This is a genomic window from Jeotgalicoccus nanhaiensis (assembly GCF_015235105.1).
GTDB lineage: Bacteria > Bacillota > Bacilli > Staphylococcales > Salinicoccaceae > Jeotgalicoccus > Jeotgalicoccus nanhaiensis.
Window position 1 is genome coordinate 1 of the sequence record NZ_JADGLW010000012.1, and the last position, 25680, is coordinate 25680.

The 25680-nt window shown below is 42.9% G+C and carries 23 protein-coding genes; 9 read left to right on the forward strand and 14 right to left on the reverse strand.

The window, feature by feature from the left end:
- Positions 1–153 precede the first annotated feature (153 nt).
- Complete coding sequence (locus tag IR135_RS11320; RefSeq protein WP_135099453.1) at positions 154–1146, reverse strand: hypothetical protein; 993 nt, start codon at positions 1144–1146, stop codon at positions 154–156.
- 157 nt (positions 1147–1303) lie between these two features.
- On the opposite strand from IR135_RS11320, the gene IR135_RS11325 reads away from it, so the two are divergent.
- The 4 genes from IR135_RS11325 to IR135_RS11340 all read left to right on the forward strand — a co-directional run bounded on the left by IR135_RS11325 (position 1304) and on the right by IR135_RS11340 (position 5393).
- The gene (locus tag IR135_RS11325; RefSeq protein ID WP_135099455.1) at positions 1304–1774 is read left to right on the forward strand and encodes a MarR family winged helix-turn-helix transcriptional regulator; all 471 of its coding nucleotides are present in this window, start codon (positions 1304–1306) and stop codon (positions 1772–1774) included.
- Positions 1758–4397 carry an MMPL family transporter gene (locus IR135_RS11330; protein ID WP_135099457.1) on the forward strand — a complete coding sequence of 880 codons (2640 nt, stop codon included), beginning with the start codon at positions 1758–1760 and terminating at the stop codon, positions 4395–4397. Before IR135_RS11325 ends, IR135_RS11330 begins: the two co-directional genes overlap by 17 nt.
- A 69-nt stretch (positions 4398–4466) precedes the next feature.
- The gene (locus IR135_RS11335; RefSeq protein ID WP_115885140.1) at positions 4467–4712 is read left to right on the forward strand and encodes a hypothetical protein; all 246 of its coding nucleotides are present in this window, start codon (positions 4467–4469) and stop codon (positions 4710–4712) included.
- Between the two features lie 90 nt (positions 4713–4802).
- Positions 4803–5393, forward strand: a complete 591-nt coding sequence (locus tag IR135_RS11340; RefSeq protein ID WP_135099459.1) for a hypothetical protein — start codon at positions 4803–4805, stop codon at positions 5391–5393.
- Between the two features lie 319 nt (positions 5394–5712).
- Here the strand turns inward: IR135_RS11340 and IR135_RS11345 are convergent, their stop codons facing one another.
- Positions 5713–6597 carry an SDR family oxidoreductase gene (locus tag IR135_RS11345; RefSeq protein WP_135099461.1) on the reverse strand — a complete coding sequence of 295 codons (885 nt, stop codon included), beginning with the start codon at positions 6595–6597 and terminating at the stop codon, positions 5713–5715.
- 79 nt (positions 6598–6676) lie between these two features.
- The gene (locus IR135_RS11350) at positions 6677–7789 is read right to left on the reverse strand and encodes an amidohydrolase (protein ID WP_135099463.1); all 1113 of its coding nucleotides are present in this window, start codon (positions 7787–7789) and stop codon (positions 6677–6679) included.
- A 92-nt stretch (positions 7790–7881) separates the two neighbouring features.
- On the opposite strand from IR135_RS11350, the gene IR135_RS11355 reads away from it, so the two are divergent.
- The 3 genes from IR135_RS11355 to IR135_RS11365 all read left to right on the forward strand — a co-directional run bounded on the left by IR135_RS11355 (position 7882) and on the right by IR135_RS11365 (position 11796).
- Entirely contained in the window at positions 7882–9306 is a 1425-nt protein-coding gene (locus tag IR135_RS11355) for a YfcC family protein (RefSeq protein ID WP_135099465.1), read from the forward strand.
- A gap of 19 nt (positions 9307–9325) precedes the next feature.
- Positions 9326–10465 (forward strand): o-succinylbenzoate synthase, encoded by a 1140-nt coding sequence (gene menC / locus IR135_RS11360; protein WP_135099467.1) that lies wholly within the window; start codon positions 9326–9328, stop codon positions 10463–10465.
- A 158-nt stretch (positions 10466–10623) separates the two neighbouring features.
- Positions 10624–11796: an ArgE/DapE family deacylase gene (locus IR135_RS11365; RefSeq protein ID WP_135099469.1), complete on the forward strand. Its 1173-nt coding sequence runs from the start codon at positions 10624–10626 to the stop codon at positions 11794–11796.
- A 68-nt stretch (positions 11797–11864) separates the two neighbouring features.
- On the opposite strand, the gene IR135_RS11370 is transcribed toward IR135_RS11365, so the two are convergent.
- The 9 genes from IR135_RS11370 to IR135_RS11410 form a co-directional block, all read right to left on the reverse strand.
- Entirely contained in the window at positions 11865–12497 is a 633-nt protein-coding gene (locus tag IR135_RS11370) for a LysE family translocator (protein ID WP_135099471.1), read from the reverse strand.
- A complete protein-coding gene (locus tag IR135_RS11375; protein WP_228063511.1) occupies positions 12494–13354 on the reverse strand; it encodes a metallophosphoesterase in 861 nt (286 codons plus the stop codon). Before IR135_RS11375 ends, IR135_RS11370 begins: the two co-directional genes overlap by 4 nt.
- A gap of 10 nt (positions 13355–13364) precedes the next feature.
- Positions 13365–14603 (reverse strand): hemolysin family protein, encoded by a 1239-nt coding sequence (locus IR135_RS11380; protein WP_318272372.1) that lies wholly within the window; start codon positions 14601–14603, stop codon positions 13365–13367.
- Positions 14604–14729: 126 nt separating this feature from the next.
- Positions 14730–14936 carry a copper chaperone CopZ gene (gene copZ / locus IR135_RS11385; RefSeq protein ID WP_135099475.1) on the reverse strand — a complete coding sequence of 69 codons (207 nt, stop codon included), beginning with the start codon at positions 14934–14936 and terminating at the stop codon, positions 14730–14732.
- 44 nt (positions 14937–14980) lie between these two features.
- Entirely contained in the window at positions 14981–17365 is a 2385-nt protein-coding gene (locus IR135_RS11390) for a heavy metal translocating P-type ATPase (RefSeq protein WP_135099477.1), read from the reverse strand.
- Positions 17366–17383: 18 nt separating this feature from the next.
- On the reverse strand, positions 17384–17680 hold the full coding sequence (locus tag IR135_RS11395; protein WP_115885149.1) for a metal-sensing transcriptional repressor: 297 nt from the start codon (positions 17678–17680) through the stop codon (positions 17384–17386).
- 109 nt (positions 17681–17789) lie between these two features.
- A complete protein-coding gene (locus IR135_RS11400) occupies positions 17790–18959 on the reverse strand; it encodes a M20 metallopeptidase family protein (RefSeq protein WP_135099479.1) in 1170 nt (389 codons plus the stop codon).
- Positions 18960–19046: 87 nt separating this feature from the next.
- Complete coding sequence (locus IR135_RS11405; protein WP_135099481.1) at positions 19047–20573, reverse strand: AbgT family transporter; 1527 nt, start codon at positions 20571–20573, stop codon at positions 19047–19049.
- 145 nt (positions 20574–20718) lie between these two features.
- Positions 20719–21828, reverse strand: a complete 1110-nt coding sequence (locus tag IR135_RS11410) for an NADH-dependent flavin oxidoreductase (RefSeq protein WP_135099483.1) — start codon at positions 21826–21828, stop codon at positions 20719–20721.
- Between the two features lie 214 nt (positions 21829–22042).
- On the opposite strand from IR135_RS11410, the gene IR135_RS11415 reads away from it, so the two are divergent.
- Positions 22043–23122: a branched-chain amino acid aminotransferase gene (locus IR135_RS11415; RefSeq protein ID WP_135099485.1), complete on the forward strand. Its 1080-nt coding sequence runs from the start codon at positions 22043–22045 to the stop codon at positions 23120–23122.
- Between the two features lie 119 nt (positions 23123–23241).
- Here the strand turns inward: IR135_RS11415 and IR135_RS11420 are convergent, their stop codons facing one another.
- Positions 23242–24570, reverse strand: a complete 1329-nt coding sequence (locus tag IR135_RS11420; RefSeq protein WP_135099487.1) for a PLP-dependent aminotransferase family protein — start codon at positions 24568–24570, stop codon at positions 23242–23244.
- Positions 24571–24664: 94 nt separating this feature from the next.
- Here IR135_RS11420 and pdxS point away from each other — a divergent pair, with 94 nt between their 5' ends.
- Positions 24665–25519 carry a pyridoxal 5'-phosphate synthase lyase subunit PdxS gene (gene pdxS, locus IR135_RS11425; protein ID WP_115885155.1) on the forward strand — a complete coding sequence of 285 codons (855 nt, stop codon included), beginning with the start codon at positions 24665–24667 and terminating at the stop codon, positions 25517–25519.
- Between the two features lie 66 nt (positions 25520–25585).
- On the opposite strand, the gene IR135_RS11430 is transcribed toward pdxS, so the two are convergent.
- On the reverse strand, positions 25586–25675 hold the full coding sequence (locus IR135_RS11430) for an IS3 family transposase (RefSeq protein WP_416212699.1): 90 nt from the start codon (positions 25673–25675) through the stop codon (positions 25586–25588).
- Positions 25676–25680 lie beyond the last annotated feature (5 nt).

The following is a 25680-nucleotide window of genomic DNA, read 5'->3' on the forward strand; positions in this document are numbered from 1 at the left end:
AATCCACCTTCGCCATTTAAATAATCTGTTACGACTGTTAACTTAAATTCAAAACTATGTTTATTATTTTTCATACAAAAACTCCCCTTAAGTTGAATAGTAAGTACAACTTAAGGGGAGCACGTCAAAATCCGGCGGTTTAACTTTAAATTCTTACTCAAAATCTGTATTTTCATGCTGATAAGCTGGTGCAGCTTCCTGTGCTCTTATGTCTTTCATGTGGTCAAGAGATTCGCGGCCCGCAAAATAATAAGCCACAATTGAACCGACAATCAGATATGAAATCCATACGGTAACGATTAATGCCAGCAGACCGCTGATGATAAACAGCGTTAAAATTACTGCCGGAGAATTAGTCACAAATGCTGAGATTAAGCCGAGTCCGATCATAATGACAAACATTACAGCAAACACCAGAATGTACAGCAGCAGGTTGCTGAAGAATAATTTGATCATGCTGGCTTCTGAACGGAAGACAATATCCCAGGCGACTTTCAGTTTATCCACGGTTGGAATATGAGGTTCGTCAATATATACCATGAATACTGTCGCAAAGTAAATGTACAGAATGATATACGGAATGTACGCAATAATCGTAACGATAAACATCAGCACAACCGCTGTAATAATCAGGGCAACTGATGCACCGGTCATCGCCGCATTTGGATCTTCCATCATCATGCCGAGCGGCATCAGCGGAATAAGTACAACCGTCATCAGAATATTAACAATCAGACCAATGATTAATGATAATACAAAATATAAAACAAAGACGAGCAGTGCAATTTTAATCAGTTTGGAATAATTCCCTTTTTTAAAAACTTTGTAGGCTTCGCCAAAAGAGAATTCTTTTCCTTTGTAGGCACTCGCAAAGTATCTTAATATCCCTACAAAAATAGGATAGATCACGAAAATCATGACGAGAATATACACGAGGAACATGACGAGCATCCACAGTCCTGTAGCAACTCCGACCGCTTCTCCTCTAACATCTGTCATCGTCAGCAACAGCGGCAGCAGCATTGCACCGAAGATAAGAATCGATGGCAGCACAACACACAATAATGACTGTAAAATTGTAAAACCTATAACTTTTCCATGATTGCCGGAGGCATTTCTTCTGTATGAGGAAACATACTGAAACATATCTTTACTTCACTCCTTTTTTAAACTTATACCCGTCTTCGATTATACACATACATTTGTTATAAAAAAATACACTTTATCTTTTGCGGAAATTAGTTGTGCATGTTAAACTATTTCTGCTTGTTAAATAAGATTAAAGAAAGGACTGGCATTCTTAATGACGGCAGAAGACCAGACAATCGACAATCTGACTGTCATTTTCGGCTATGGTTATGCTCATATATTTTCAGAAGTAACCGAATCGGTCAGAAAAATGCATATATCGAAAGAACAGATGGCCATTATTGAATATCTTTATCTTCATAATGAAGCCACACCCACCGAACTTTCCACAGCGCTGAACGTACATAAAAGTTCCATTGCACACGCGCTCAGAAAACTCAGCACGAAAAAACTAATCAATATGAAAAAAAATCAGCTGACAAACGATAACCGTTCGAAACTGGTTTCACTCACGCCAAAAGCAAAAAATCTGCTCGGTGAAGTCATCGGCCATATTCGGTATGTTATCGGTGATCATCTGAAGGATATACCCCAGAAAGACAAACAAAAGCTGCTGGAAGCAACGCGCACAATAGTTAATATTATGAATATAGATGGAGGATTATACGATGAAACACGTGCTTAATTTTAAATGGCCGATTACAGCGCTGATGATTATTGCTGCTGTCGTATCATTTATTATTTCACCGAATTTAACGCAGCTTGCTGCTGAGAAAGGTGATGTTCAGCTGCCTGATAATATGCCGAATGAACAGGCCCGCCAGTTCCTGGAGGAACACAATCAGGATATTGAAATGATGTCGGCAGTACTTGAATTTGATAGTGCGCCGTCAGAACATCAGGAAGAAATAGAAACATATATAGAAGAACTCGAAGGTCTGGATTATACGGATAACGTTATCAATCCTTTTACTTTTAATGAGGATATGCAGGAAAACTTCATCAATGAAGATTCCGGCGTCATAATGATTCCTTTGGAATATACAGGTGAAGCACCTGAGATTCTGAATAATGCCGATGAAATAGAAAGTTTGAATAACACGGACGCTGATATTTCAATAACATCCAATGAGATGATTCAGCGCACGCTTGAAGAAGATGCTATGGAAGGTGTCCGGACGACGGAAATATTTACAGTAGCGATTATCATTATCGTACTGCTTGTGATGTTCCGTTCAGTCGTTACGCCATTTGTTCCGCTTATCGCAGTGGGCATTGCCTATCTGCTCGGTCAGTCGTTTGTCGGCTGGTTCGTGCAGTGGTTTGATTTTCCGGTGTCCCCGCAGACACAGAGTTTCCTTATCGTAATATTATTCGGTATCGGGACGGATTACGTCATTCTGCTGTTAAACAGATTTAAAGAAGAACTTGAGCACCACGATAAGCATGAAGCTGTCATCAATACTTTCAGAACAGCCGGTAAGACAGTATTTATCAGCGGGATTTCAGGAGCAATCCTGTTTGGTGTTCTTTATTTTGCAAACTTCGAAATTTACCGTTCGGCAGTCGGCGTAGCTATCGGTATTCTCGCCCTGCTGCTCTCACTATTTACAGTATTGCCGACACTGATGGCCCTGCTTGGTAAATATATTTTCTGGCCGAGCAAACAGACGTCGGGTTCAGGTGAAAGTAAAATCTGGACGCCGCTCGGCATGCTGTCACTTAAGTACCCTACACGCGTTATTTTTTCAGTCGTTGCGGTACTTATTGCCTTAATTTATTTCTACGATGATAATGTTCAATACGATTCATTATCCGAACTTGACGATTCCTACTCTGCCGTTCATGCAGTTAATGTAATCAGCGACAGTTTTGATGCAGGCTCAACATTCCCTGTGGAGGTCCTCTTCACAAACGGTGAAAATCTGGTTACAGAGGATGGTTTATCCCGTCTGGAATCAGCGGCCGAAGCCGTGTCCAATCTCGACGGTGTGACGGAAGTGCAGACGCTGACGAGACCGGTAGGCGATAAGATGGACGAACTGACCGTGTCATACCAGCTTGGTGAAGCAAATTCAGGACTCGCTGAAATTCAGGACGGACTGACTGAAATGTCAGCTGGCTTGTCCGAGATTAATGAACAGCTGGCAGACTCTGACACAGCCGGAGGCGATTTATCGGAACTGGAAGCAGGCGTCAATCAGATTTCCGACGGTATTGACGGTGTCAGCCAGTATCTTGCTGCAACAGGAGACACAGCCGGAGCAGCTGAACAGCTGCAGCAATTATCACAGGGAGCGGATCAGCTTTCCGCAGGGGTTTCAGAGGCAAATTCTCAAATGGAAACGATGACTGCAGAAGCTGCTGCACAGATGGAAGAACTCGCAGCGGGTCTTGGTGAAATGTCATCGGGTATTGAAGATATCAATGAAGGCTTAACAGGTATCAGTGATTTAATGACTTCGTTTGAAAATAATGAAGCAGTAGATGCGACAGGTATCAATATACCTTCTGAAATGCTTGAAAACAGCGATTTTGAAGCTGCCATCGACCAATACTCATTTGCTGACGGCGAAGCTGTTAAAATGAACGTCGTTCTTGCAGTGGATCCATACAGCAACGAAGCAATCGGTGTGCTAGATGATATTGAAGAAACAGTGCACGGCGAGCTGTCACGCCTCGACCGTCCGGATACAGAAGCTTATTTCTCTGGTGTGACAAGCATGAACAGAGACCTCGATACAGTAACGAGCGATGATTATACAAATGTTGTCATTCTGTTTATCGTGACGCTGTTCATTATTCTGACTGTATTGTTCAGATCACTCGTGCTGCCTGTAATGATGATCGGTTCGATTTTCATTACTTACTTTGCATCGATGACGATATCCCAGTGGATTCTGTCAATGTTCGGTATTGATCAGTTAAATTGGGCCGTACCGTTCTTCAGTTTAATTATTTTTGTCGCTCTCGGTATTGATTATTCTATTTTCATTATCGACCGCTTCAGAGAAGAAGTGAAATACCGTACTATCCGCGATGCGATTGAAACATCAATCCGCCGCATGGGTACTGTCGTTATTACAGCGGTAATTATTTTAACAGGCACATTCGCAGCCTTGTATCCGTCAGGTATCGCGATACTAGTACAGGTAACGAGCGTTATTATTTTTGCACTTCTGTTCTATGCATTTGTCGTGCTGCCGCTCTTAGTGCCGGCGATGATAGTCACATTGAAACGCGGCAACTGGTGGCCGCTCAGAATGCCGGGCGGCAAGGCCCGCGAAGACCGTCTTGATGACAGATAACGCGTTTCAAAGCTTGAAAAAACGGGTATAAGTTCTATACGAAATTAAACAGAAAGAGAGGCTGACCATATGCCAGGAATTAAAAATTCCGGAATAGCTGCTGTTCTCAGCTTTTTCATTACCGGTCTCGGCCAGATATATAACGGCCAGATATTTAAAGGTATACTGCTCATTATCATACAGGCAATCAACGGTCTGCTTATGTATCTTTTAATCGGATTCATTACCTTTCCTATTGTATGGCTGTACGGTGTTATTAATGCCTACCGTCACGCGGAACGGATGAATCGGAGAATATACAATTCACACAGGTAAATAAATAGGGGCTGGTCTTCCAGCCCCTATTTATTTTGTCTGTGATGAGATAATGATATACTGAAAATAACTTATAAAGGATGTGAGAATATGGGCTGGGAATTTATTGCACTGTTTTTCGGAGCAGCTGCGCTTGGGATTTTTTTACTGTTTGTAATATTTATAATCGGCTTGCTGAAATGGCTGCTGCAGGGTTACTTCCTGTTCAGAGTGGCGGAAATTAAATCATATCACCTGCCATGGCTCGCCTTCATCCCGTTCGGAACATTTTATATCGGCGGGCAAGGCTATGACGGCAATATTTTAAAGAAAGGGTCATTTGATCCGAAACATATCGGTCTCGCATTTGCGATTGCCGGACTTGTACTGTATATGATGGGGCTCTCAATCGGCGACCTCGTTATTACGTACTTACTGATGGAATCCATTGCATTCATCGGAATCTTTACAGCATATGTAAAGCAGCCGGTCATCGGCGTGCTGCTGGCGCTCTTGAACGTTGTAACTGCAGGGATTGCTGCCATTGTTATTCTCTTCCTCTACAGCCGAAAATTAAAAGATGAATTTGACGGCACCGGCCTTTATGGAGAAGACGATTTAACAGGAAGTACCGGACATAATTATAATGACCACTCGCGCCCTTCGCATCCAAACGACCCGAATTTAAACAGGGATATTTAAATAATAGAACCCCGGACTTTTCATAAGGTCGGGGTTCTGCTGTTTAAAGAGAGTATGCTTGCTGAATTCGTGTGCTATTTTCTTTGACCGACTAAACTGTTTACTCAGACAATGAGCTTTCTTCTTTGACCGGCTAAACTGTTTACTCAGCCAGTGAGCTTTCTTCTTTGGCCGGCTAAATCGTTTACTCAGTCAGTGAGCTTTCTTCTTTGGCCGGCTAAAGTGTTTACTTAACCAACGAGCCCCGCTCTCACATCACAAAATACGTACAGCACAAAAAAACCAAAACCTTGATTAAGGTTTTGGTTTTTTTCTTATATTAGTTAATCGGCTGTCCGCCTGTTACACCGTATACCTGTCCTGTCGTATAGCTTGATTCCGAACTTGCAAGGTGTACGTAAGTGGCTGCGAGTTCCACCGGCTGGCCGGCACGTCCAAGGTAAGAATCCTGTCCGAATTCAGGCAGCGCTTCTTGGAGCTGACCACCTGAGATTTGAATCGGTGTCCAGATTGGACCTGGTGCAACACCATTTAAACGGATGCCTTTATCCATAAAGTGCTGGGCCTGTGATTTAATCAAGTTCGTCTGTGCCGCTTTAGTCATTGCATAATCAGCAATATGAGCTGACGGCGAGAATGACTGAATTGAAGTCGTAATAATAATGCTTGAACCTTCAGGCATTACTTTTTCCGCTTCCTGCATTTGCAGTACAGGTGCGACCACATTAATTTTATAAGTCGTTTCAAGGTGTTCTGCTGTATAATCTGCAAATTTTTCCACTGCCTGCTGCATAGAAGCATTCAGTACAAGCGCATCCAGACCGCCGAGCGATTCAGCTGCATCGTGAATCAGCTGTCTTGCAAATTTTTCATCACGTAAATCACCCGGGAATAAATAAGCTTTCTGCCCCGCATCCTCGATGACTTTTTTAACTTCTTCGGCATCCGCCTGTTCGTCTTCCATATAGTTAATTGCAACATCCGCGCCTTCTTTGGCGAACGCAATTGCTGCGCCGCGGCCGATACCTGAATCGCCGCCTGTTACGAGTGCTTTTCTGCCGGATAAACGTCCGGTGCCTTTATAGGTTTCTTCTCCGCAATCGGGAATTTGTTCCATTTCTTTTTGAACGCCGGGATACGGCTGTTTTTGTTTATCATAATTACCTGTGTAAAATTCATTTCTCGGATCTTTTGGTGCTGACATATATAAAATCCTCCTTCAAGAATTTCGATATTGTTTACACCAGTATTATTCCACTTAGCTCAAGAGTTTAAACATATTTTTATTCAGCAGGCACATTTAAAATTGTCTGAAAGAGAACATCTGCTCCCGTTTCCATCCGGTCACGGTTGAAGGTCATATACGGATGATGCAGTCCCGGAGTCAAATCACAGCCTAGCCCGAGCATAGCACCTTTCAGTTCTGGATACTGGACCGTGTAATTATGGAAATCATCCCCGCCGCTCGTAACAATCGGTTCCAGCAGCTTTTCTTCACCCACTGTATCGATAATCGCCGAGCGGAATACTGCAATCGCATCTTCATTACTTTCACTTGCAACGATGCTCGACTCTTCAAGATCTTCGATTTTCACATCGTAGAGTTCTTCGATGCTGCTTAAAATATTACGCACACCGGCTTTCAGTTCCTTCATCGCTTCGTTTGTCTGTGCCCGGACATCAATGCCGCACTCCGCAGAACCCGGAATAATATTCAGCGATTTCGACCCTGCCATGAATTTCGTCATTTTCGCGCTAGAAGGCACCATCGGATTAATATGAATTTTTGACAGCATATTGACGATATCCGCACCGACTTCAATCGCATTGTCGTTTAAATGCGGGCGGGCACCATGGGCATCGTTGCCGACAATTTTAAACTCAAATGAGCCTGCAGAACCATGTTCTATACTCGGCGATAAATACCCGTCCGCTGCTTCTTCAATCGGACGCAGATGAATGCCGAACATATAATCAAGAGGTTCAATGACACCCTCTTTTAATACATCAAGTGCACCCGTCCCCACTTCTTCAGCAGGCTGGAAGACAAAACGGACACCGCGTGTTTTTAAAGCTTCGTGATCTTTTATCCTAAGCATTGCACCGATAACCATGGCAATATGCGAATCGTGGCCGCACGAATGATTCGCCTGAAGCTTGCCGTTTACTTCCTGATACAATGCATCGATATCCGCACGGATACCTATCAGCGGATAATCCCCGCTCCAGTTTCCGACATCACAGTACAGACCCGTGATGTTTTTAAATTTAACAGGCTCAAACCCTTCAGTTTTTAAAAATTCATATATGTAATCCGTCGTTTTATACTCTTCATTGCTCAGTTCCGCATTTGTATGCACGTGATTGAATATTTCAGATATTTTTGTACCGATCATGAAATCCCTCTTTCAAAACTTTTGATTTTATTATACTGTTTAATATATCATACTTTGAATTGTATGAATATTTGAAATCCTAGGGGGATTAGATGACTCACGAAAAAAATAAACCGGAAAAGAAAAGGAAATTTCAATTCCCGGATGCTTACGGGATAATGTTTATCTTTTTAATTATCGCATCAATTGCTACTTATCTTATTCCTGCGGGTCAGTTTGAAACTGAACCTTCAGAAAGCGGACCAGATACGATCGTCCCGGGCACTTATGAAACTATCGACTCAAATCCAGCGGGGATTATGGATATCTTCTCTTCTATAGTTACAGGTTTAACCAGCACCTCGGATTTAATATTTCTCGTCTTAATTATAGGCGGAGTCTTTGGTGTAATTGAAAAGACCGGAGCCATGGATGCGATGATGTCGAAAGTTATCAGTATTACTAAGAATAAGGAATGGCTTCTTATTGCAGTGATTATGCTGATTTTCGCTGTTTTCGGCACCCTTGGTATTGTCGTTAATGCAGTAATCGCCTTTATTCCTCTAGGCATTATACTAGCTAAATCTATGAAGATGGATGCTATTATCGGAGTTTCAATTATATACATAGGCGCTTATACCGGTTTTGCAATGTCCATTCTCGATCCTCTGACAACCGGCTTTGCCCAGCAGATAGCAGGAGTTCCTCTTTTTTCAGGTGCACCCGAACGTACTGTGATGTTCATCATTACACTGCTTGTCACTATGATATACGTTATCTGGTATTCGAGACGGATTAAAAAGAACCAGCACGCCGGTATTCTCGGCAGCGAACCATTTCCAAAGGACAATGGAGATACAGAACTTGGGAAAACTGAAATGACAACGACACATATTCTGGTTCTTCTCACTCTATTACTTGGTATAACTGTATATGTTGCAGGTGTGTTTGGTGCATTTGGTGAAGCATGGAGCTTAACTGAGATGGCCGCTGTCTTTATAATTATTATGGTTGTGACGACGATTATTGCGCGAATCGGTGTCAATCAGTCTATTCAGGAATTTATAAAAGGTGCTAATTCAGTATTATACGGTGCTTTGATTATCGGTATGGCACGTTCCATAGTAGTTGTACTCGAAGACGGTATGATTCTGGATACTGTCGTAAACGGAATGGCTTCTTTAATCGATCCATTTTCGAGTACGACAGGTGCTGTTCTTATGTTTATCGGCAACGGATTATTTAACCTTCTGGTGTCATCCGGCAGCGGCCAGGCGGCAATTGTTATGCCGATTATGGGTCCGATTGCTGACTTGATGGAATTCCCGCGGCAAATTGCTGTCCAGGCCTACTCTATGGGTGACGGATTCACAAATATTATTACACCGCTGTCCGGTGTATTGATGGCTAATCTCGCTATCGCGGGCATTCCTTTTACAAAATGGCTGAAATTTGCGCTTCCGCTTGTAGGTATATGGTATGTTTTAGGTATAATATATTTAATCGTCCTCGTAGCAATTAACTGGGGACCGGTATAAAATTTACGGAGGCTATAAAATGAAGATCAAAGAAATTAAACTGCACCAGCTCTTAATGACTATGAAAAACCCGTTCACAACATCATTTGGTACACAGCAGAAGCGCTTTGTTACTATTGTGGAAGCAATTGACGAAGACGGTCTGAGCGGTTTTGGCGAATGTGTTTCCGGTGAAGACCCGCTTTATTCCGAGGAATTCATGGATGCGACACTCATCGCTTTGAAGAAGTATTTCGGTCCGCTCGTTATTAATAAAGAAATTTCACATCCTGACGAAGTATGGGAAATTTATAAACCGTTCAAACGTAACAATATGGCAAAAGCTTCAATTGAAGGTGCTGTCTGGGATTTGTATGCTAAGAAAAAAGGCATCACTTTAGCCGAAGCTATGGGCGGGACTAAAAAAGAAGTCGATGTCGGGGTATCACTTGGTCTCGAAGATACTGACGAACTGCTCCTTGAACGTATCGGCGAAAAAGTTGAAGAAGGTTATAAACGCATTAAAGTTAAAATCAAACCCGGCCGCGATGTTGAAATGGTCCGCAAAATCCGCGAGGTTTATCCGGAGATTCCGCTGATGGTCGATGCAAACTCGGCATATACGCTGGATGATATCGATATTCTGAAAGCTCTGGATGAGTTTAATCTGATGATGATTGAACAGCCTTTAATGGCAGGTGATATAATCGATCACGCGAAACTTCAGAAACAAATTAAAACACCTGTCTGTCTCGATGAAAGTATCGATTCATATGAATCTGCTGCTGCAGCAATTGAGCTCGGCAGCTGTGAAATCATCAATGTTAAGGTCGGCCGTGTCGGAGGTATTACCCAGTCGATAAAAATTCATGACCTTGCAGAAAAGCATAACATTCCATTATGGTGCGGCGGCATGCTGGAAGCCGGTGTGGGTCGTCTGCACAACGTGGCAATTACAACGTTAAGCAATTTCACTCTGCCGGGCGATACAGCCTCTTCTTCAAGATACTGGTTTGAAGATATCATTACACCGGAAGTTGTCGCAGAGAATGGTGTTGTTAAAGTCAGCGAGAAGCCCGGCATCGGAGCAGAAGTTGATTTCGGCAAAATGGAACAGTACTTAGTTAAAACAGAAACAATTACAGAAGACGATACACTCGATATGATTATGCATAACTAAAGTATTCATCTTTAAATAATAAAAAAACACTTTCGCCGAATACATTTGCGGTGGAAGTGTTTTTTTGATTTTGGAGGCATCTCTTCAATGTTTTGAAAATTAAATGAAGTGGTAAAGTATAAGGTATTTCTTTTTATATTAAAAAGGGAGTGTTCATTATGGCAGTTCTATCAAATGAAGAACGTGTAAAAATATTATCTGACATTATTGAAATACAATCAGTAAATGAGAAAGAGCTTGATGTGGCACAATACTTTCAAAAGTTATTTAAAAAATATGATATAGACTCGGAAGTCCTTAAATTAAACGGTGAAGCCAGCCGTGCTAATTTAATTGCAGAAATCGGGAGCGGCAAACCTGTCGTCGCAGTTTCAGGACATATGGATGTCGTCACAACCGGTAACACTGCTCTTTGGAATTACGATCCATTTAAGCTGACAGAAGATAACCAGGGGCGATTGCACGGCCGCGGCTCTGCTGATATGAAATCCGGTCTTGCAGCTTTAGCAATCAGTTTAATTGAAATCAAAACATCCGGGACTCTCAAACAGGGTACCATCCGGTTTATGGCGACTGCCGGCGAAGAAGTAACAAGTAATGGCGCTGCTTTACTCCATGAGAGAGGCTACATGGACGATGCAGATGCCCTGCTTATCGCTGAACCTTCCGAGGATGGTATCGTTTATACACATAAAGGCACTATGGATATACAGGTTGCTTCAAAAGGTAAATCTGCGCACAGTTCAATGCCGGAATTAGGATTTAACGCCATTAATCCGCTGGTAGACTTTATACATTATTTAAACGCCGAATACGCTAAAGTTAATGAGAAAGATGACTTGCTTGGCACACCTACGATGAATTCAACAGTCGTCAGCGGCGGTGACCAGGTAAACTCCATTCCAGAATATGCGGAATCCTTATTTAACATGCGGACCATTCCTTCTTTCGATAATAAAAAATTCGAAGCGCTGTTTAACAGCGTAAAAGATAAAGTCGAAAAAGAAAGTAAAGGAGATATCACCGTTAATCCTTATGTAAACCGTGACCCGGTATATACTGCCGGCGACAATGAATTTATCAAACTCGCTAAGTCACTTGGAGACCAGTACTTCAACAGAGATTTACCTTTAACATCTTCAACCGCAACGACAGATGCTTCCTATTTAATGAAAGATAAAGACGAAAATTTCTCCTTTGTTATGTACGGACCCGGAAAAACCGGCCAGGCCCACCAGGTTGATGAATATGTTGATAAGGATACTTATCTGACCTTCATCGATTTATACACCCAGCTGCTGACCCGGTATTTAAACGACTGTAACTCTTAAATTAATATGCAAAAAGCACTGCCGCCTGAATTTAGACGGCAGTGCTTTTTTGATATGGACGAGTTTCTCTAGGACAAGGCTGTCCGGATTCCAAATAGAATAATGATGATTCCCGCACCTTTGCCGAGCATACTCTGAAAGCCCGGTTTGTGCAGCCAGCGCTTCATATAATTGACAGTTTCAACGACGAGCAGAAACCAGCTCATCGAAATAACCAGCATAATACCGGCTAAAATTATTAATTGAAAAACCTCGGTTACTTCTGAATTCTGCACAACGAATTGGGGCAGAATTGTAATATAAAATATGAGTACTTTGGGATTCAGTATATTGCTTATAAAACCGTTCATATAAGATGAACGGAGACCGTTCGATTTTGTTTCTTCATCTTCAGCATTATCCAGTGATGATGCTGATACAAGTGTTTTCGCCATAAAGCTTTTCACACCGATGTAAATTAAATACGCGGCTCCCATATACTTAACAATATTAAACAAGAGCGGGGAATTCGTAATAATAACGGCAAGCCCGAGAATCGATACTACAATCCACAAAAAGTGTCCCGCTAATATTCCAAACACCGTCATACGCCCTGCCGATTTTTGATATACCAGTGTGTTTTTCATTACAATCATTGAATCTGCGCCCGGCATTACCGTCAGCACTGTTACGACTAAAATATATGATATTAATTCATTCATGCTTCAGACCTCAATTCAACTGCGACAACTTCCGGATGGTTAAATACTCTGAATGGGAAACGGCTGTTGCCGAGACCTCGGCTCACCACCATCGTTGTACCGTTTTGCTCGTGCATGCCTTCTGTATATTTCGGATTCACACCCTGATGCGGTGCATACAGCCCTTTAACTACAGGCAGGCGGATCTGACCGCCGTGCGCATGACCGCAAAACACAAGGTCAACATCATTTGCACTGTACACCGGCAGCAGTTCCGGCCGGTGCGCAAGCAGTATTGTAAAATCGTGAGGCAGCTCCCGAGCTTTAGCTGCAAGTTCATTTTTAAAATCCCGGTACGTTTTCGGGTTTGTCTCGTCCCCAAAAAACCAGACATCATTAATGCCGGCAATATTAATTTTCTCACCATCCCGTTCAAGTTCTGCGCTGCGCTTCGTAATATTACGAACTCGGGATTTGCCGATTACATCATACAGCTTATTAAAATGTCTGTAGTGGGCTTCATGATTCCCTGTTACATAAAATGTCTTTTGTATTTGAGTAATTTTTTCGATTAAAACCGCTGCGCGTTTTAAGTACGGAGTCCGGCGGTCTACAACATCACCCGTAATAACGATTATATCGGGATTAGCCTCTTTAACAGCTTTAAGCAGATGTTTCGAACGCCGCCCAAAATAAGCATTGTGAAAGTCGGATACCTGGACAATCTTATAACCGTCAAAACTTTTTGGAATTTTTTTTGAACTGTACTTATAATATGTCGTGACAATATGTTTATCTTCAGTCCATAGAAAACGGGCCGAGGCAATTATAAAGCCGAAAATTAACTGACTCAGTTTTATTTTACTTAATATTTTCATTTTTCACGTCTCATTCTCCCTGCATCAGTCCGGCATCTAATTTTGTAATTTTTACGAGCCGGATCATACGCTCTTCCATCTCTATTATTTTAAATTCAAGATTGCCGAGATGCGTAATATCATTAACCGCCGGTACTTCTTCGAAGACCGACAGCAGAAAGCCGGATAAAGTATCTTCTTCCTCAGGGATATCCGTATCAAAAAGTTGATTCAGACGATGAAGCGTAATTTTTCCATCGCAGAGAATTTTGTTTTCGCTAAAGGCACGGACAACCGAGTCGTTTTTAAGATCAGTCTCGTCTTCAATTTCAAAACCAAGCATCGTTTCAATTATATCTTCGTGGGTCAAGACGCCTTCTGTACCGCCGTACTCATCGAGAACGATAGCTAGATGACGGCGCTGCTTGCTCATGCGGCGCAACACATCCTCGATATTCTGGAACTCTCTTACTGTCAGCGGTTCGCTGTCACAAAAGTTCATCAGCGGCTGGTCTGGATTAAGTGACCACTGCAGCAGATATTTCGAATGGAAAACACCGACAATGTTATCGAGATCCTCATCGTATACCGGATATCTCGTATGCATCTCATCGATAATTCTGTCCCGCACCGATTCATAGCTGTCGCTGATATGCACGGCAACCATTTCCGTACGCGGTGTTGTCATAACATCTTTGACATTCAAATCCCTGAAATCTAAAATACCTTTGAGCCGCTGCGATTCTACACCTTGGATAGCACCTTCCGTATCCGCAATCTGCACAAGATTAACAATTTCTTCCCGAGAAACTGTCCAGGACGGCTGCGAGCCTTTTGACAGAAAGCGTGTAATCAAATCGGTCATTGCGTTTAAGATGAAAGTTAATGGATAAAAGACAACATTTAAAAAGGCGATTACCGGTCTGACCAGATACGACACACGTTCAGGAAATGCCGCAGCAATCGATTTTGGAATAACCTCTGCAAATACAATAATTGACACCGTGAGCACAACTGACGCAATCGTGACGCTCCAGCCGTAATCAATTGCCATTGCTGTTACCAGCACAGGCGCAATTAAGTTAGCGATATTATTACCAATCAGTATGGTTGTTATAAACTGGCTCGGTTTACTCACCAGATTATACAGCTTTTGGGCTCTCTGATCCCCGCCGGCTGCTTTCGACTGTAATTTTATTTTATTCACTGCAGTTAATGCAGTTTCACTGCCAGAAAAGAACAGCGACATAAACAGTAAAAATATAATCACAAATATCAAGTGCGATGTCCTCCTTATACTTAATAATCTTATAAGTTATTCTATCATTATCTTATTTAAATTTACACAAACAAAGAACCGGCCGCTTCACATTCGGCCGGTTCCCCTTCTTTTATATTATTGTACATCGTACCCCTGATCTTCAATCGCTTCCGTCATTTTCCCGCGGTCGACCACCGTATCATTGTATTCCACAGTGACATTGTTATCTTCCAGACTGACCTCCGCCGTCGATACACCTTCCAGATTGTGCAGTGCACCTTCTACTGATGATTTGCAGTGACCGCAAGTCATGCCTTCTACTTCAATTACTGTTTTAGCCATAATATTCATCCTCCATCTATAATTTAATTTATATTCTTATATACCTATATTTTAACACGTTTTAAACGTAAAGCGTTGGCTACCACACTGACAGAACTGAATGCCATTGCAGCACCTGCAACCCAGGGTGCTAAAAATCCGAGTGCTGCAATCGGGATGCCGAGCGTATTATAGGCAAATGCCCAGAATAAGTTCTGTTTAATATTTTTAATTGTTTTGCGGCTCAAATTAATAGCTCTTGGAATCAGCGTCAGATCTTCACCTAAAATTGTCAGATCCGCCGCTTCAATCGCAACTTCTGTTCCTGTTCCCATTGCGATCCCGATATCTGCGAGGGCAAGTGCCGGCGCATCATTTACACCGTCACCGACCATAGCGGTAACTTTGCCCGTCTTTTGAATTTCCCGGATTTTATCAGCTTTCTCTTCCGGGAGCACTTCCGCGATAACCTGATCGATGTTCACTTCGCGTGCAATTGCTTCCGCGGTTCTGATATTGTCCCCGGTCAGCATGATTACTTCAAGCCCCTGATCGTGCAGTTCGCTGACCGCCTGTTTCGCTGTTGCTTTTACCGTATCGAGCACTGCAACAGTGCCGGCAAGTTTGCCGTCGACAGCAACCATCATTGCTGTCTTGCCTTCGTATTCAAACTGCTGCATGTCTTCTTCTGCCGCAGAAATATCAATATTTTCCCCGGTCATCAATTTACGGGTACCGACAAGAACTTTTCTGCCTTCAATAACTGCTTCAATACCGTGACCGGGTATAGCAGAAAATTCTTCAGCTTCTGACAGTTCGATATTTTTCTCAGCTGCATAAGCGGTAATTGCCGATGCCAGAGGGTGTTCCGACCCTCTTTCTGCGCTCGCAAGAAGGTGCAGTGTATCATTATCACCTGAAAAATCGGTCACTTCAGGTGTACCATTCGTAATTGTGCCGGTTTTATCAAGTACAATGACATCAACTTTATGTGTTTTTTCCAGATGTTCGCCGCCTTTGTACAGAATACCGTTTTCGGCACCTTTACCTGTACCGACCATAATTGATGTCGGTGTTGCAAGCCCAAGAGCACACGGACAAGCAATAACCAGCACGGATATTGCGGCTACGAGCGCAGGTTCGACATTGCCCGGTGAAGCAAAGAAATACCACACGATAAATGTCACAATAGCAATGACAATGACTATCGGCACGAAATAGCCTGAAATAATATCCGCCATCCGCTGAATCGGCGCCTTATTTCCCTGCGCCTCTTCAACAACTTTAATAATACCCGCAAGAGCTGTATCTTTTCCTGTTTTCGTTACTTTTATATTCACTGTACCGTTCTGATTCATCGTTGCTCCGATAACCGAATCGCCGGTTTCTTTTTCCACCGGAATAGATTCGCCGGTCAGCATCGATTCGTCGACTGATGTACGCCCGTGGATAAGTTCACCGTCAAGCGGGAATTTCTCACCGGGTTTAACGATGAGCACTTCATCGACTTTTACATCTTCCACAGGAATCATAAGTTCTTTTCCATCACGTACAACACGCGCTTCTTTTGCCTGCATATCGAGCAGTTTTGAAATCGCGCCGGTCGTCTGGGATTTCGCTCTTGTTTCCAGATATTTACCGAATAAAATCAGCGTAATTATAATGGCGCTGGCTTCAAAGTACAGGTGTGGATGTTCGACTGCGCCTGTCATCCATAAATATGTCTGGTATAAACTGAAACCGAAGGCGGCAGTTGTCCCCATAACGACGAGTACGTCCATATTCGCCGTAAAGTTTTTTAAGTTTTTATAAGCCCCGACATAGAACTGCCAGCCCAGTATAAACTGGACGGGAGTAGCAAAAGCCAGCTGGAACCAGGGGTTCATAAATATCGCCGGCAAGCTCATACCAAACAGGTGATCGAGCATGGTAACTAATAACGGCAGTGATAAAATCGCAGCAACAATCACTTTCCACTTCATTTTTTTAAGCTCTGAATCCTTATGCGAAACTTTATCTTCTGCTGATTTTTTCGGTTCCGCACTGTAGCCGAGCTTGCTGATACGATCGATAATTGCGCGTTCATCAGTAACACCCGGATTATATTCAACCGTCGCATTTTCAGTTGTCAGATTAACCGTTGCCGCTTTTACACCGTCTGTTTTATTCAGCACTTTTTCGATTCTGCTCGAACATGCAGCACACGTCATGCCTGTAATATCCAACTCGCTTTTTTCATACAATACGCCGTAGCCAATGTCTTCAATGCGTTTAGTGATATCTTCAACCGACGTTTTGTCTTTGCTGTAATCGACACTTGCCTTTTCCGTTGTCAGATTTACATTTGCATCGACGCCGTCCATTTTATTCAATACTTTTTCGATTCTGTTTGAACAGGCGGCACATGTCATGCCGCTGATATTTAAATTAATATGTTCTTTTTCTGCCATAACACTTCCTCCTTTCTCTTATTTTGAAAATTGTTTCAGTACAGCCATTAACTCTTCGATTGAATCATCGCCGTCACCCGAATTTATCGCGTCGGTGACACAATGTTTCATATGACGTTCTGTTATTGTAAGACCTGTATTTTTTAAAGCGCTCTGGATGGCGCTGATCTGCACAAGAATATCGACACAGTAACGGTCTTCTTCCACCATTGTCTGAATACCCCGGACCTGTCCTTCAACACGCTTCAGCCGGTTTAATATTTTCTGTTTCTCATCATCCGGCCGAGGGCGGGACATATGTTTTACTTCTTCCATCATTTGCACCTCTCTCTTTTCAATATTTCATTATCTTTATAATATACCCTTAGGGGGTATATGTCAAATATAAAAATTGCCGGTCGCGATGACCGGCAATTTTTATATTTTACTGTCCGAGACCGAGCGCAACGTTGACATGCGCGCGGACACCGTCGATAAATGCATCTTCATCAATTGCAAATTTAGGATGGTGATGCGGATAAACATAATCTTTCGCTTCATTATAAGTACCGAGCAGAATATATACCCCCGGCAGGTTCTCGGTAAAGGCACCGAAATCTTCCCCGCCCATCATCATTTCCTGTTCGATTACTCTGTCTCCACCAAATACTTCATTTAATGTCGTTCTGACACGTGCTGTTTCAGCTTCATCGTTCATTACTGCACTGTATCCGTATTTATAATTTAAATCGTAGGTCGCACCGTAAATCTCACAATTCGCTTTCACAACCGCTTCAATTTTTTCATGTGCAAGTTCTCTGATTTCAGCACTTGCTGAACGGACACTGCCGCTGATTTCAGCAGTGTGCGGAATAACGTTTTTAGCGCCCGTTCCCGCATTAAAGTTTGTAACAGATATTACTAAGTTATCAAGCGGTCCGGCGATGCGGGATACAATGTCCTGTACCTGTGTCACGATACGCGAACCGAGAAGAAGCGGGTCAACTGAACTTTCCGGCTGGGAAGCATGACCGCCCTGGCCGTTGATTGTCAGTTCAAACTGATCCGAGTTCGCTGTTACAGCACCAGATTTAATATGAATTTCACCGAGCGGTTTAGACGTCATAATATGCTGCGCAAACACTACATCTAGATCATCAAAAAGACCTGTCGCCACCATTTCGCGCGCACCGCCCGGCGGCAATTCTTCTGCATGCTGGAATATAAGATAAATTTCCCCGTGAATTTTATCCTTATTATCCGCGAGCACTTTTGCAGCACCAAGGAGCATGGCCGCATGAGAATCGTGTCCGCACGCATGCATCTTGCCGTCTATTTCAGATACAAAATCCAAATCATCACGGTCTTCCTGAATCGGCAATGCGTCGATATCTCCTCTGAGTCCAACCTTACGTCCCGGATGGTCTCCTTTAATAATCCCGAGCACACTCGTTTCAGTCGGACGGCTGATTTCAATACCATTCATTTCCTGTAGAGCTTTTTCGATATAATCGCTCGTCCAGTACTCTTCAAATGAGAGTTCCGGATGCTGATGCATAGCCCGGCGCCACTCAATCACTTTCGGTTCAACTTGTTTAATTGCATCATCTAGCATAAAACTGTTCATCTCCCTGTTTTATAATCATAAGCCTTCTTTAGTTGTCGAAGTCTTCAAACAATTTAAATATAGTATTTCACTAATTTATTCCGGTAAATAGATTGGACCGTTCGGACCGACAGGCAGACCGATCAGGAACCAGATAATAATGAAGATTGACCAGGCAATCAAAAGCGCAATTGAATACGGCAGCAGGTTCGCGATTACAGTACCGAGTTTAATATCTTTCTGGTAACGCTGCGCATACATAATAATCAGCGGCAGGAACGGCATCATCGGTGCAATCGGATTCGTTACCGAGTCACCGATTCTGTAAAGCATCTGCGTAAATGCCGGATCATATCCCAGGAACATAAACATCGGAATGAAAACCGGTGCAAGGATCGCCCATTTGGCACTCGCTGAACCAATCAGCAGGTTTATTAGGGCTACGACAAGAATAAAACCGATAAACAGCGGAATACCTGTCAGATTAATCGTCTCGAGCAGGTCTGAACCGCCTACAGCGAGAATCGGCCCGAGATTACTCCAGTCGAAGTAGGCGAGCATCTGTGCTGCAAAGAACACGAGTACTATGTACTGTCCCATTGTTCCCATAGAATCTCCGAGCATTTTTGCAAAACCTTTGGTGCCGTCAATATTTTTCATAAGCATCCCGAATACGAGACCCGGCACAAAGAACAATATCGTAATCAGAAATACTGCTGAATCCATCAGCGGTGATTCCTGGAGTATTGAACCTGTTTCAGCATTTCTTAAAATACCGTCAGGCAGCAGTGTGGCAACTGCAATAATAACAAGAACAACAAGGGCAGATATATTCGCCCACATTAAGGATGTTTTCTCTTTTTTGGATAGAGGCTCCTCATCCACAGATGGTCCGTCGTATTTGCCGAGGCGCGGAATCGAAATTTTCTTCGCAACAAAGTAAATGATTACCATAAGGAATATTGCTGATACCGCAATGAAATAGTAGTTCATTGCTATGTTTCCTGTATAATCCGGATTGACGAGCTGGGCCGCAGGTTCAGTGAATGCCACTGCCAGCGCATCTGTCATACCGAGTATGAAGTTTGCAGCAAATGCACCGTTTGTCGCTGCATATGCCATAAATATACCGCCGATCGGATTTAATCCGAGACGGATAAAGATCATCGCCGCAATCGGCGGAAGAATTACCGGACCGGCATCACCTGCAACATTACTGATAATCCCTACGAAAATCACCATTGGAATAATTAAAAATGTCGGTGTGATTTCTAAAGAGCGTTTCATTAACGCTTCAAAATATCCTGTTTTTTCTGCGATACCGATACCAATCATAACGACCAGCACCATTGCAAGCGGCGGGAATGCTCCAAAGTTGTTTATCGCTTCGGTAAGTATCATTGCTATGCCGTCGCCGGATAATAAGTTTACAGCTTCAATCGTTTCCCCGTCAGCCGGGTTCTCAACCGATACGCCGAGCATACCGGCAATCCATGAAGCGACGAGTATTAAACCGGCAATCATCATGAATAACACTATAGGATCCGGGAGTTTATTACCCAGCTTCTCAATAGCATCCAAAAAGGACTGACCTATTCCTTTTTTCTTTCTTTCATTTTCCAAAAGCTGACACCCCTTTTTTTAATAAGTAAGCCTTTTCACGCCGGCTTATAAAAAGAGTTTACTACACTCGGGGTAAAATAAAAACAAACCTTTGTAAATTCCATACAAAGGTTTGCAAATAATCAGATAATATTACTCTTTAATATTATTTTTTATTCTCTTTTAAAAAACCGAGTATATTCCACAGCGGTGCTGGAATCATTAATTTCTCATCATCGCCATCAATTAAAAATGTATTCGGCAATTCATTATTTTTTAACTGATTAACAAAATCAGGATTGATTAAATGCGCTTTGCCGACGCTCATTAAATCAAAACCGCTGCCGATTGCTTCCTCTGCATCTTCAGCAGATTTTATACCCCCGGCCCCCATTATCGGAATTTCTTTAAGTTTGTCGCCCGCCTTATCCAGATATTTTTCTAAAAGCAGCTGTTCATCTTCCGTATCGATAATCGATGTCCGCTGCCAGTTATTAATACTGAAGTGGAAATAATCAATCGAATAATCTGCCAGGTGATTCAGGAGATACATCGTATCTTCAAAGTTAATGCCCGGTTCTTCCAGTTCTTCCGGAGAGAAACGGTAGCCGATAATAAAGTCCGGTTTATTCAGTTCATCCGCTGCAGCACGTACTTTCTCTATGACACGTCTCGGGAAACGAAGTCTGTTTTCCCTCGTGCCGCCCCACTCATCCTCGCGTCTGTTTGAATGCGGCGAGTAAAATTGCTGCAGCAGGTATGTATTTGCCCCGTGCAGTTCAACACCGTCGAATCCCGCTTCGATTGCACGGCGTGCAGCATCTGCAAACAGTTGAATAACCTCTTCGATTTCTTCAATTTCCAGTGTTCTCGGCTCTACAGCATTATCTCTCAGCGCTGCGATACTGCTCGCTGAAATCGGCTGGCGTCCCATGTTTAATTCCGGTGTGCCCATGCGTCCTGCATGATACAGCTGAATAATCGCTTTCGATCCTTTGCTTTTAATGCCTTCTGCGAGTTTCTTCAAGCCGGGGATTTTATCGTCTGAATCAGCGCCGAGCGCCCCTTCGAATGCTCGCCCGTAATTGTCGATAAAAGTGCTTTCCACGATTACTGCTGCCGGCCCTCCGGCACGGCGGGAGTAATATTGAATCAATTCATCAGTAACCGAACCGTCATGAAATGAACATTGAGTCGTCATCGGTGCCATAACCAGGCGATTTTCAAATGTTTGTCCGGATGATAATTGAACTTTATCGAATATATTTTTAGTCATAATAAATTCTCCTATCCTCTGCTGATAAATTAATTTTTCATGTATACACTCATTCTACATCTTATCTGCCGAAAATTACATATTACTTTAGTATGAATTATAAATTTAACATTAATTCAAAATTATCTGATAATATATTGCCTTTTACATCTCCAGCTGATACAATGATAACAATTTTCAAATTCCATAGAGATGATATAGGGGGACCCAATATATGACACAGCAACTTCAAATAACTAAAGCACGTACCTTAAAAGAAAAACCTGAAGTGGCGGGTATTCCTTTCGGCAGTTACTTTACAGACCATATGTTTTCAATGGACTATTCAGCTGAACTCGGCTGGCATGATGCGTCTATTATTCCGTACGCACCTATCGAAGTATCACCAAGCGCACAGGCACTTCATTACGGACAAACCGTATTTGAGGGACTGAAAGCATATAATGTAGATGGTGACGTAACTTTGTTCAGACCCGCGGAAAACTTTAAAAGGCTAAACCGTTCGCTTGAACGTCTGTCGATGCCGAAAATCGATGAAGAATTTGCACTTCGTGCCTTAACTGAACTTCTGAAACTGGAACACGACTGGGTGCCGGACGGCGAAGGCCAGGCATTATATGTCCGCCCGTTTGTATTCGCTAATGAACCTTATCTCGGTGTGCGTCCGGCTAAAAATTATAAGATGCTGATTGTGCTTTCACCTGTAGCAGGTTATTACGGTGCCCAGCTGAACCCGACGAGTATTTTCGTTGAAGACAGCTATGTACGTGCAGTACGCGGCGGTGTGGGTGAAGTAAAATTCGGCGGTAACTACGCTGCGAGCCTTCACGCTCAGCAAAAAGCTGCTGATCTTGGCTACGAACAGGTATTATGGCTCGACGGTGTACATCAGGAATATGTTGAAGAAGTCGGCAGCATGAATATATTCTTTGTCAGAAACGGCGAACTGGTTACCCCTGAATTGAATGGTTCAATTTTACCGGGTATTACTAGAAAATCACTGATTGAACTCGCAAGAGGTATGGACTATACAGTAAATGAAGAACGCATTCATATTAAAGATATTGAAGAAGGGATCAAAGATGGCTCTGTCACTGAGGTATTCGGTGCAGGTACGGCAGCTGTAATCGCTCCTGTCGGCATTATGAATATTCACGGCACGGATTACAGAATTAACGGCAATGAAATTGGTGAAGTGACACAGAAACTGTACGACAAGCTGACAGGTATCCAGACATGTGAACTTGAAGACAAGTACGGCTGGGTGCATCAGGTAACATCGACGGTGAAATAATATTTTTGAACAGACCCCTGGTAGAGCACCGGGGGTTTCTATCTTTTATTAAAAAAGCTAGAGTTTCAGGAGTTGGGATTGGCATGACAGAGTTTCATGTCTATCCCAGACTCCCGTATTTAATCTTCTCCCAGAAATTCATCCAGAATCTCAACAATCTCCTCTGTGCTTTTTCCGCCTATTCCCACCAGCACCCTGTCGTTAAAGTTTTCAGCTGATGAATAGGCAGACATGCAGGTAATTTTATGTTTTTCCGCCTCATTACGAAGGTCTGCACCAGGCAGCCTGAGAACAAAGTGCATGCCGGTGTGTTCTCCGCTGACTTCAACTTCAGGATGATGTTTTTTTAGTTCTAAAACGATCCTCCTCATTTTTTCCCCATAGAATTTACGGACCCGGTTTATGTGCCTGACTAGATATCCTCCGCTGATAAAGCGCGCGACAATATGCTGCATCTGCCTCGACACATTGCATGACAATCCGCTCTTATAATATTTTTCCGCCAGTTCCGGCGGCAGTATCATCACTGCTATTCTTAAAGAGGGGTATATTGATTTCGAAAATGTATTCATATATATCGTCCGGTCATTTTGATCCAGCCCCTGCAGTGAAGACAGCGGGCGTCCCGTATAACGGAATTCACTGTCATAATCATCTTCTATTAAATAACTGTCTCGTTCACTTACTGCATTCAGCAGTTTAATCCGCTTATTTAAAGACATCACCGCGCCGCTTGGAAACTGGTGTGACGGAGTAATATGCGTCAGCTTGTTATTCAGCTCTTTAACCTTCTCAACATTAATCCCGTCCCGTTCCACCGGTGCTGTGTCGTAAGGTATGTTCAGCCTTTCGAGTACATTCTTTACTGTCGGGTATCCGGGATCTTCCAGCGTGATTTTCGGGTAACCCAAAAGATAAAGTACCTGCTCAAGCAGATGTTCTGTCGAAGGACCGATAAAAATCTGTTCCGTTCTGCACTGCACACCGCGATTTACATACAAATACTCACGTACAGCTTCTTTTAAAGCTGCTTCACCGCTTTTACTCCCGCTGTTCAACAATGATATATCTGCAAACACAGCTGCACTCAGCTGTTTAATCACATCATTCTGTACGATGGACGTATCCACTTCTCCTAAAGGCAGGACAGATTCCGATTTCTCCGGCATTTTAATAGCGGACAGTATTTTATCCTGCGTTTGAAGAGTTTCTGTCGGCATCACATAGTGACCGCTCTTTTTCTTTGTATAAATCATATTCTCATCAACCAGCAGATTATAGGCACGTTCAACCGTAGTCATACTCACTGATAAATCTTCGCTCAGCTGGCGTTTACTCGGCAATTTCACATCACTGGCAAGATGTTCATTTAAAATTTTCTTCTTAATATCCTGATACAGCTGTTCATATAACGGTACAGTATTTTCTTTATCGAGATTAATAAACATAAACTGACCCCTAACTTTTTATGTATTCTGACACTTATAGAATATCACATTGTATTCTAAACTTATATTAAATTAAGAAGAAAGAGGGATAAATATGGGATTGGCAGAAGAGTTAAAAGGCGGCGTTATAATGGATGTTGTTAACGCAGAGCAGGCGAAAATCGCAGAAGCAGCAGGTGCGGTTGCAGTTATGGCATTGGAGCGTGTACCTTCGGATATTCGTGCAGAAGGGGGAGTCGCACGCGCATGTGATCCGACAATTATCGAAGAGGTAATTAAGGCAGTATCAATACCGGTCATGGCTAAATGCCGTATTGGACATATTGTAGAAGCACGCGTGCTTGAATCGATGGGAATCGATTACATAGATGAGTCGGAAGTACTCACACCTGCAGATGAGGAATACCATCTGAAAAAAGATGATTATAAAGCCCCCTTTGTCTGCGGCTGCAAGGATCTCGGAGAAGCAGCAAGACGTATCGGTGAAGGCGCATCAATGCTGCGGACAAAAGGCGAGCCTGGAACGGGAAACATTGTTGAAGCAGTTCGTCATATCCGTTTAGTCAATCAGCAGGTCAAACAGATTTCTGTAATGAGTGATGATGAATTAATGACTGCGGCGAAAGACTTAGGCGCACCTTACGATGTGTTGAAACAGATTAAAGCTGAAGGTAAACTGCCTGTAACAAACTTTGCAGCAGGTGGTGTCGCGACACCTCAGGATGCCGCACTAATGATGGAACTCGGTGCAGACGGTGTCTTCGTAGGCTCCGGTATTTTCAAGTCCGAGAACCCGGAAAAATTCGCAAAAGCAATCGTCAAAGCGACCGAGAACTACACTGATTATAAATTAATCGGAGAACTGTCGAAAGAACTCGGAAGTGCGATGACAGGGCTCGACGTCCACAGTATGTCACTGGAAGAACGCATGGCGGAACGCGGCTGGTAATCAGCATCAGCTCAGAAAAATAAGCCTCTCGTTTTGACGTGCTACCCAAAAGTTGAACTTTTGGATTTAGGCTGATTTCAAGGTATGTTTCCTGAATTGTTCAGGAGACATGCCTTTTAATTTTGTCTTGATTCTATATTTATTATAATAATTAATGTACT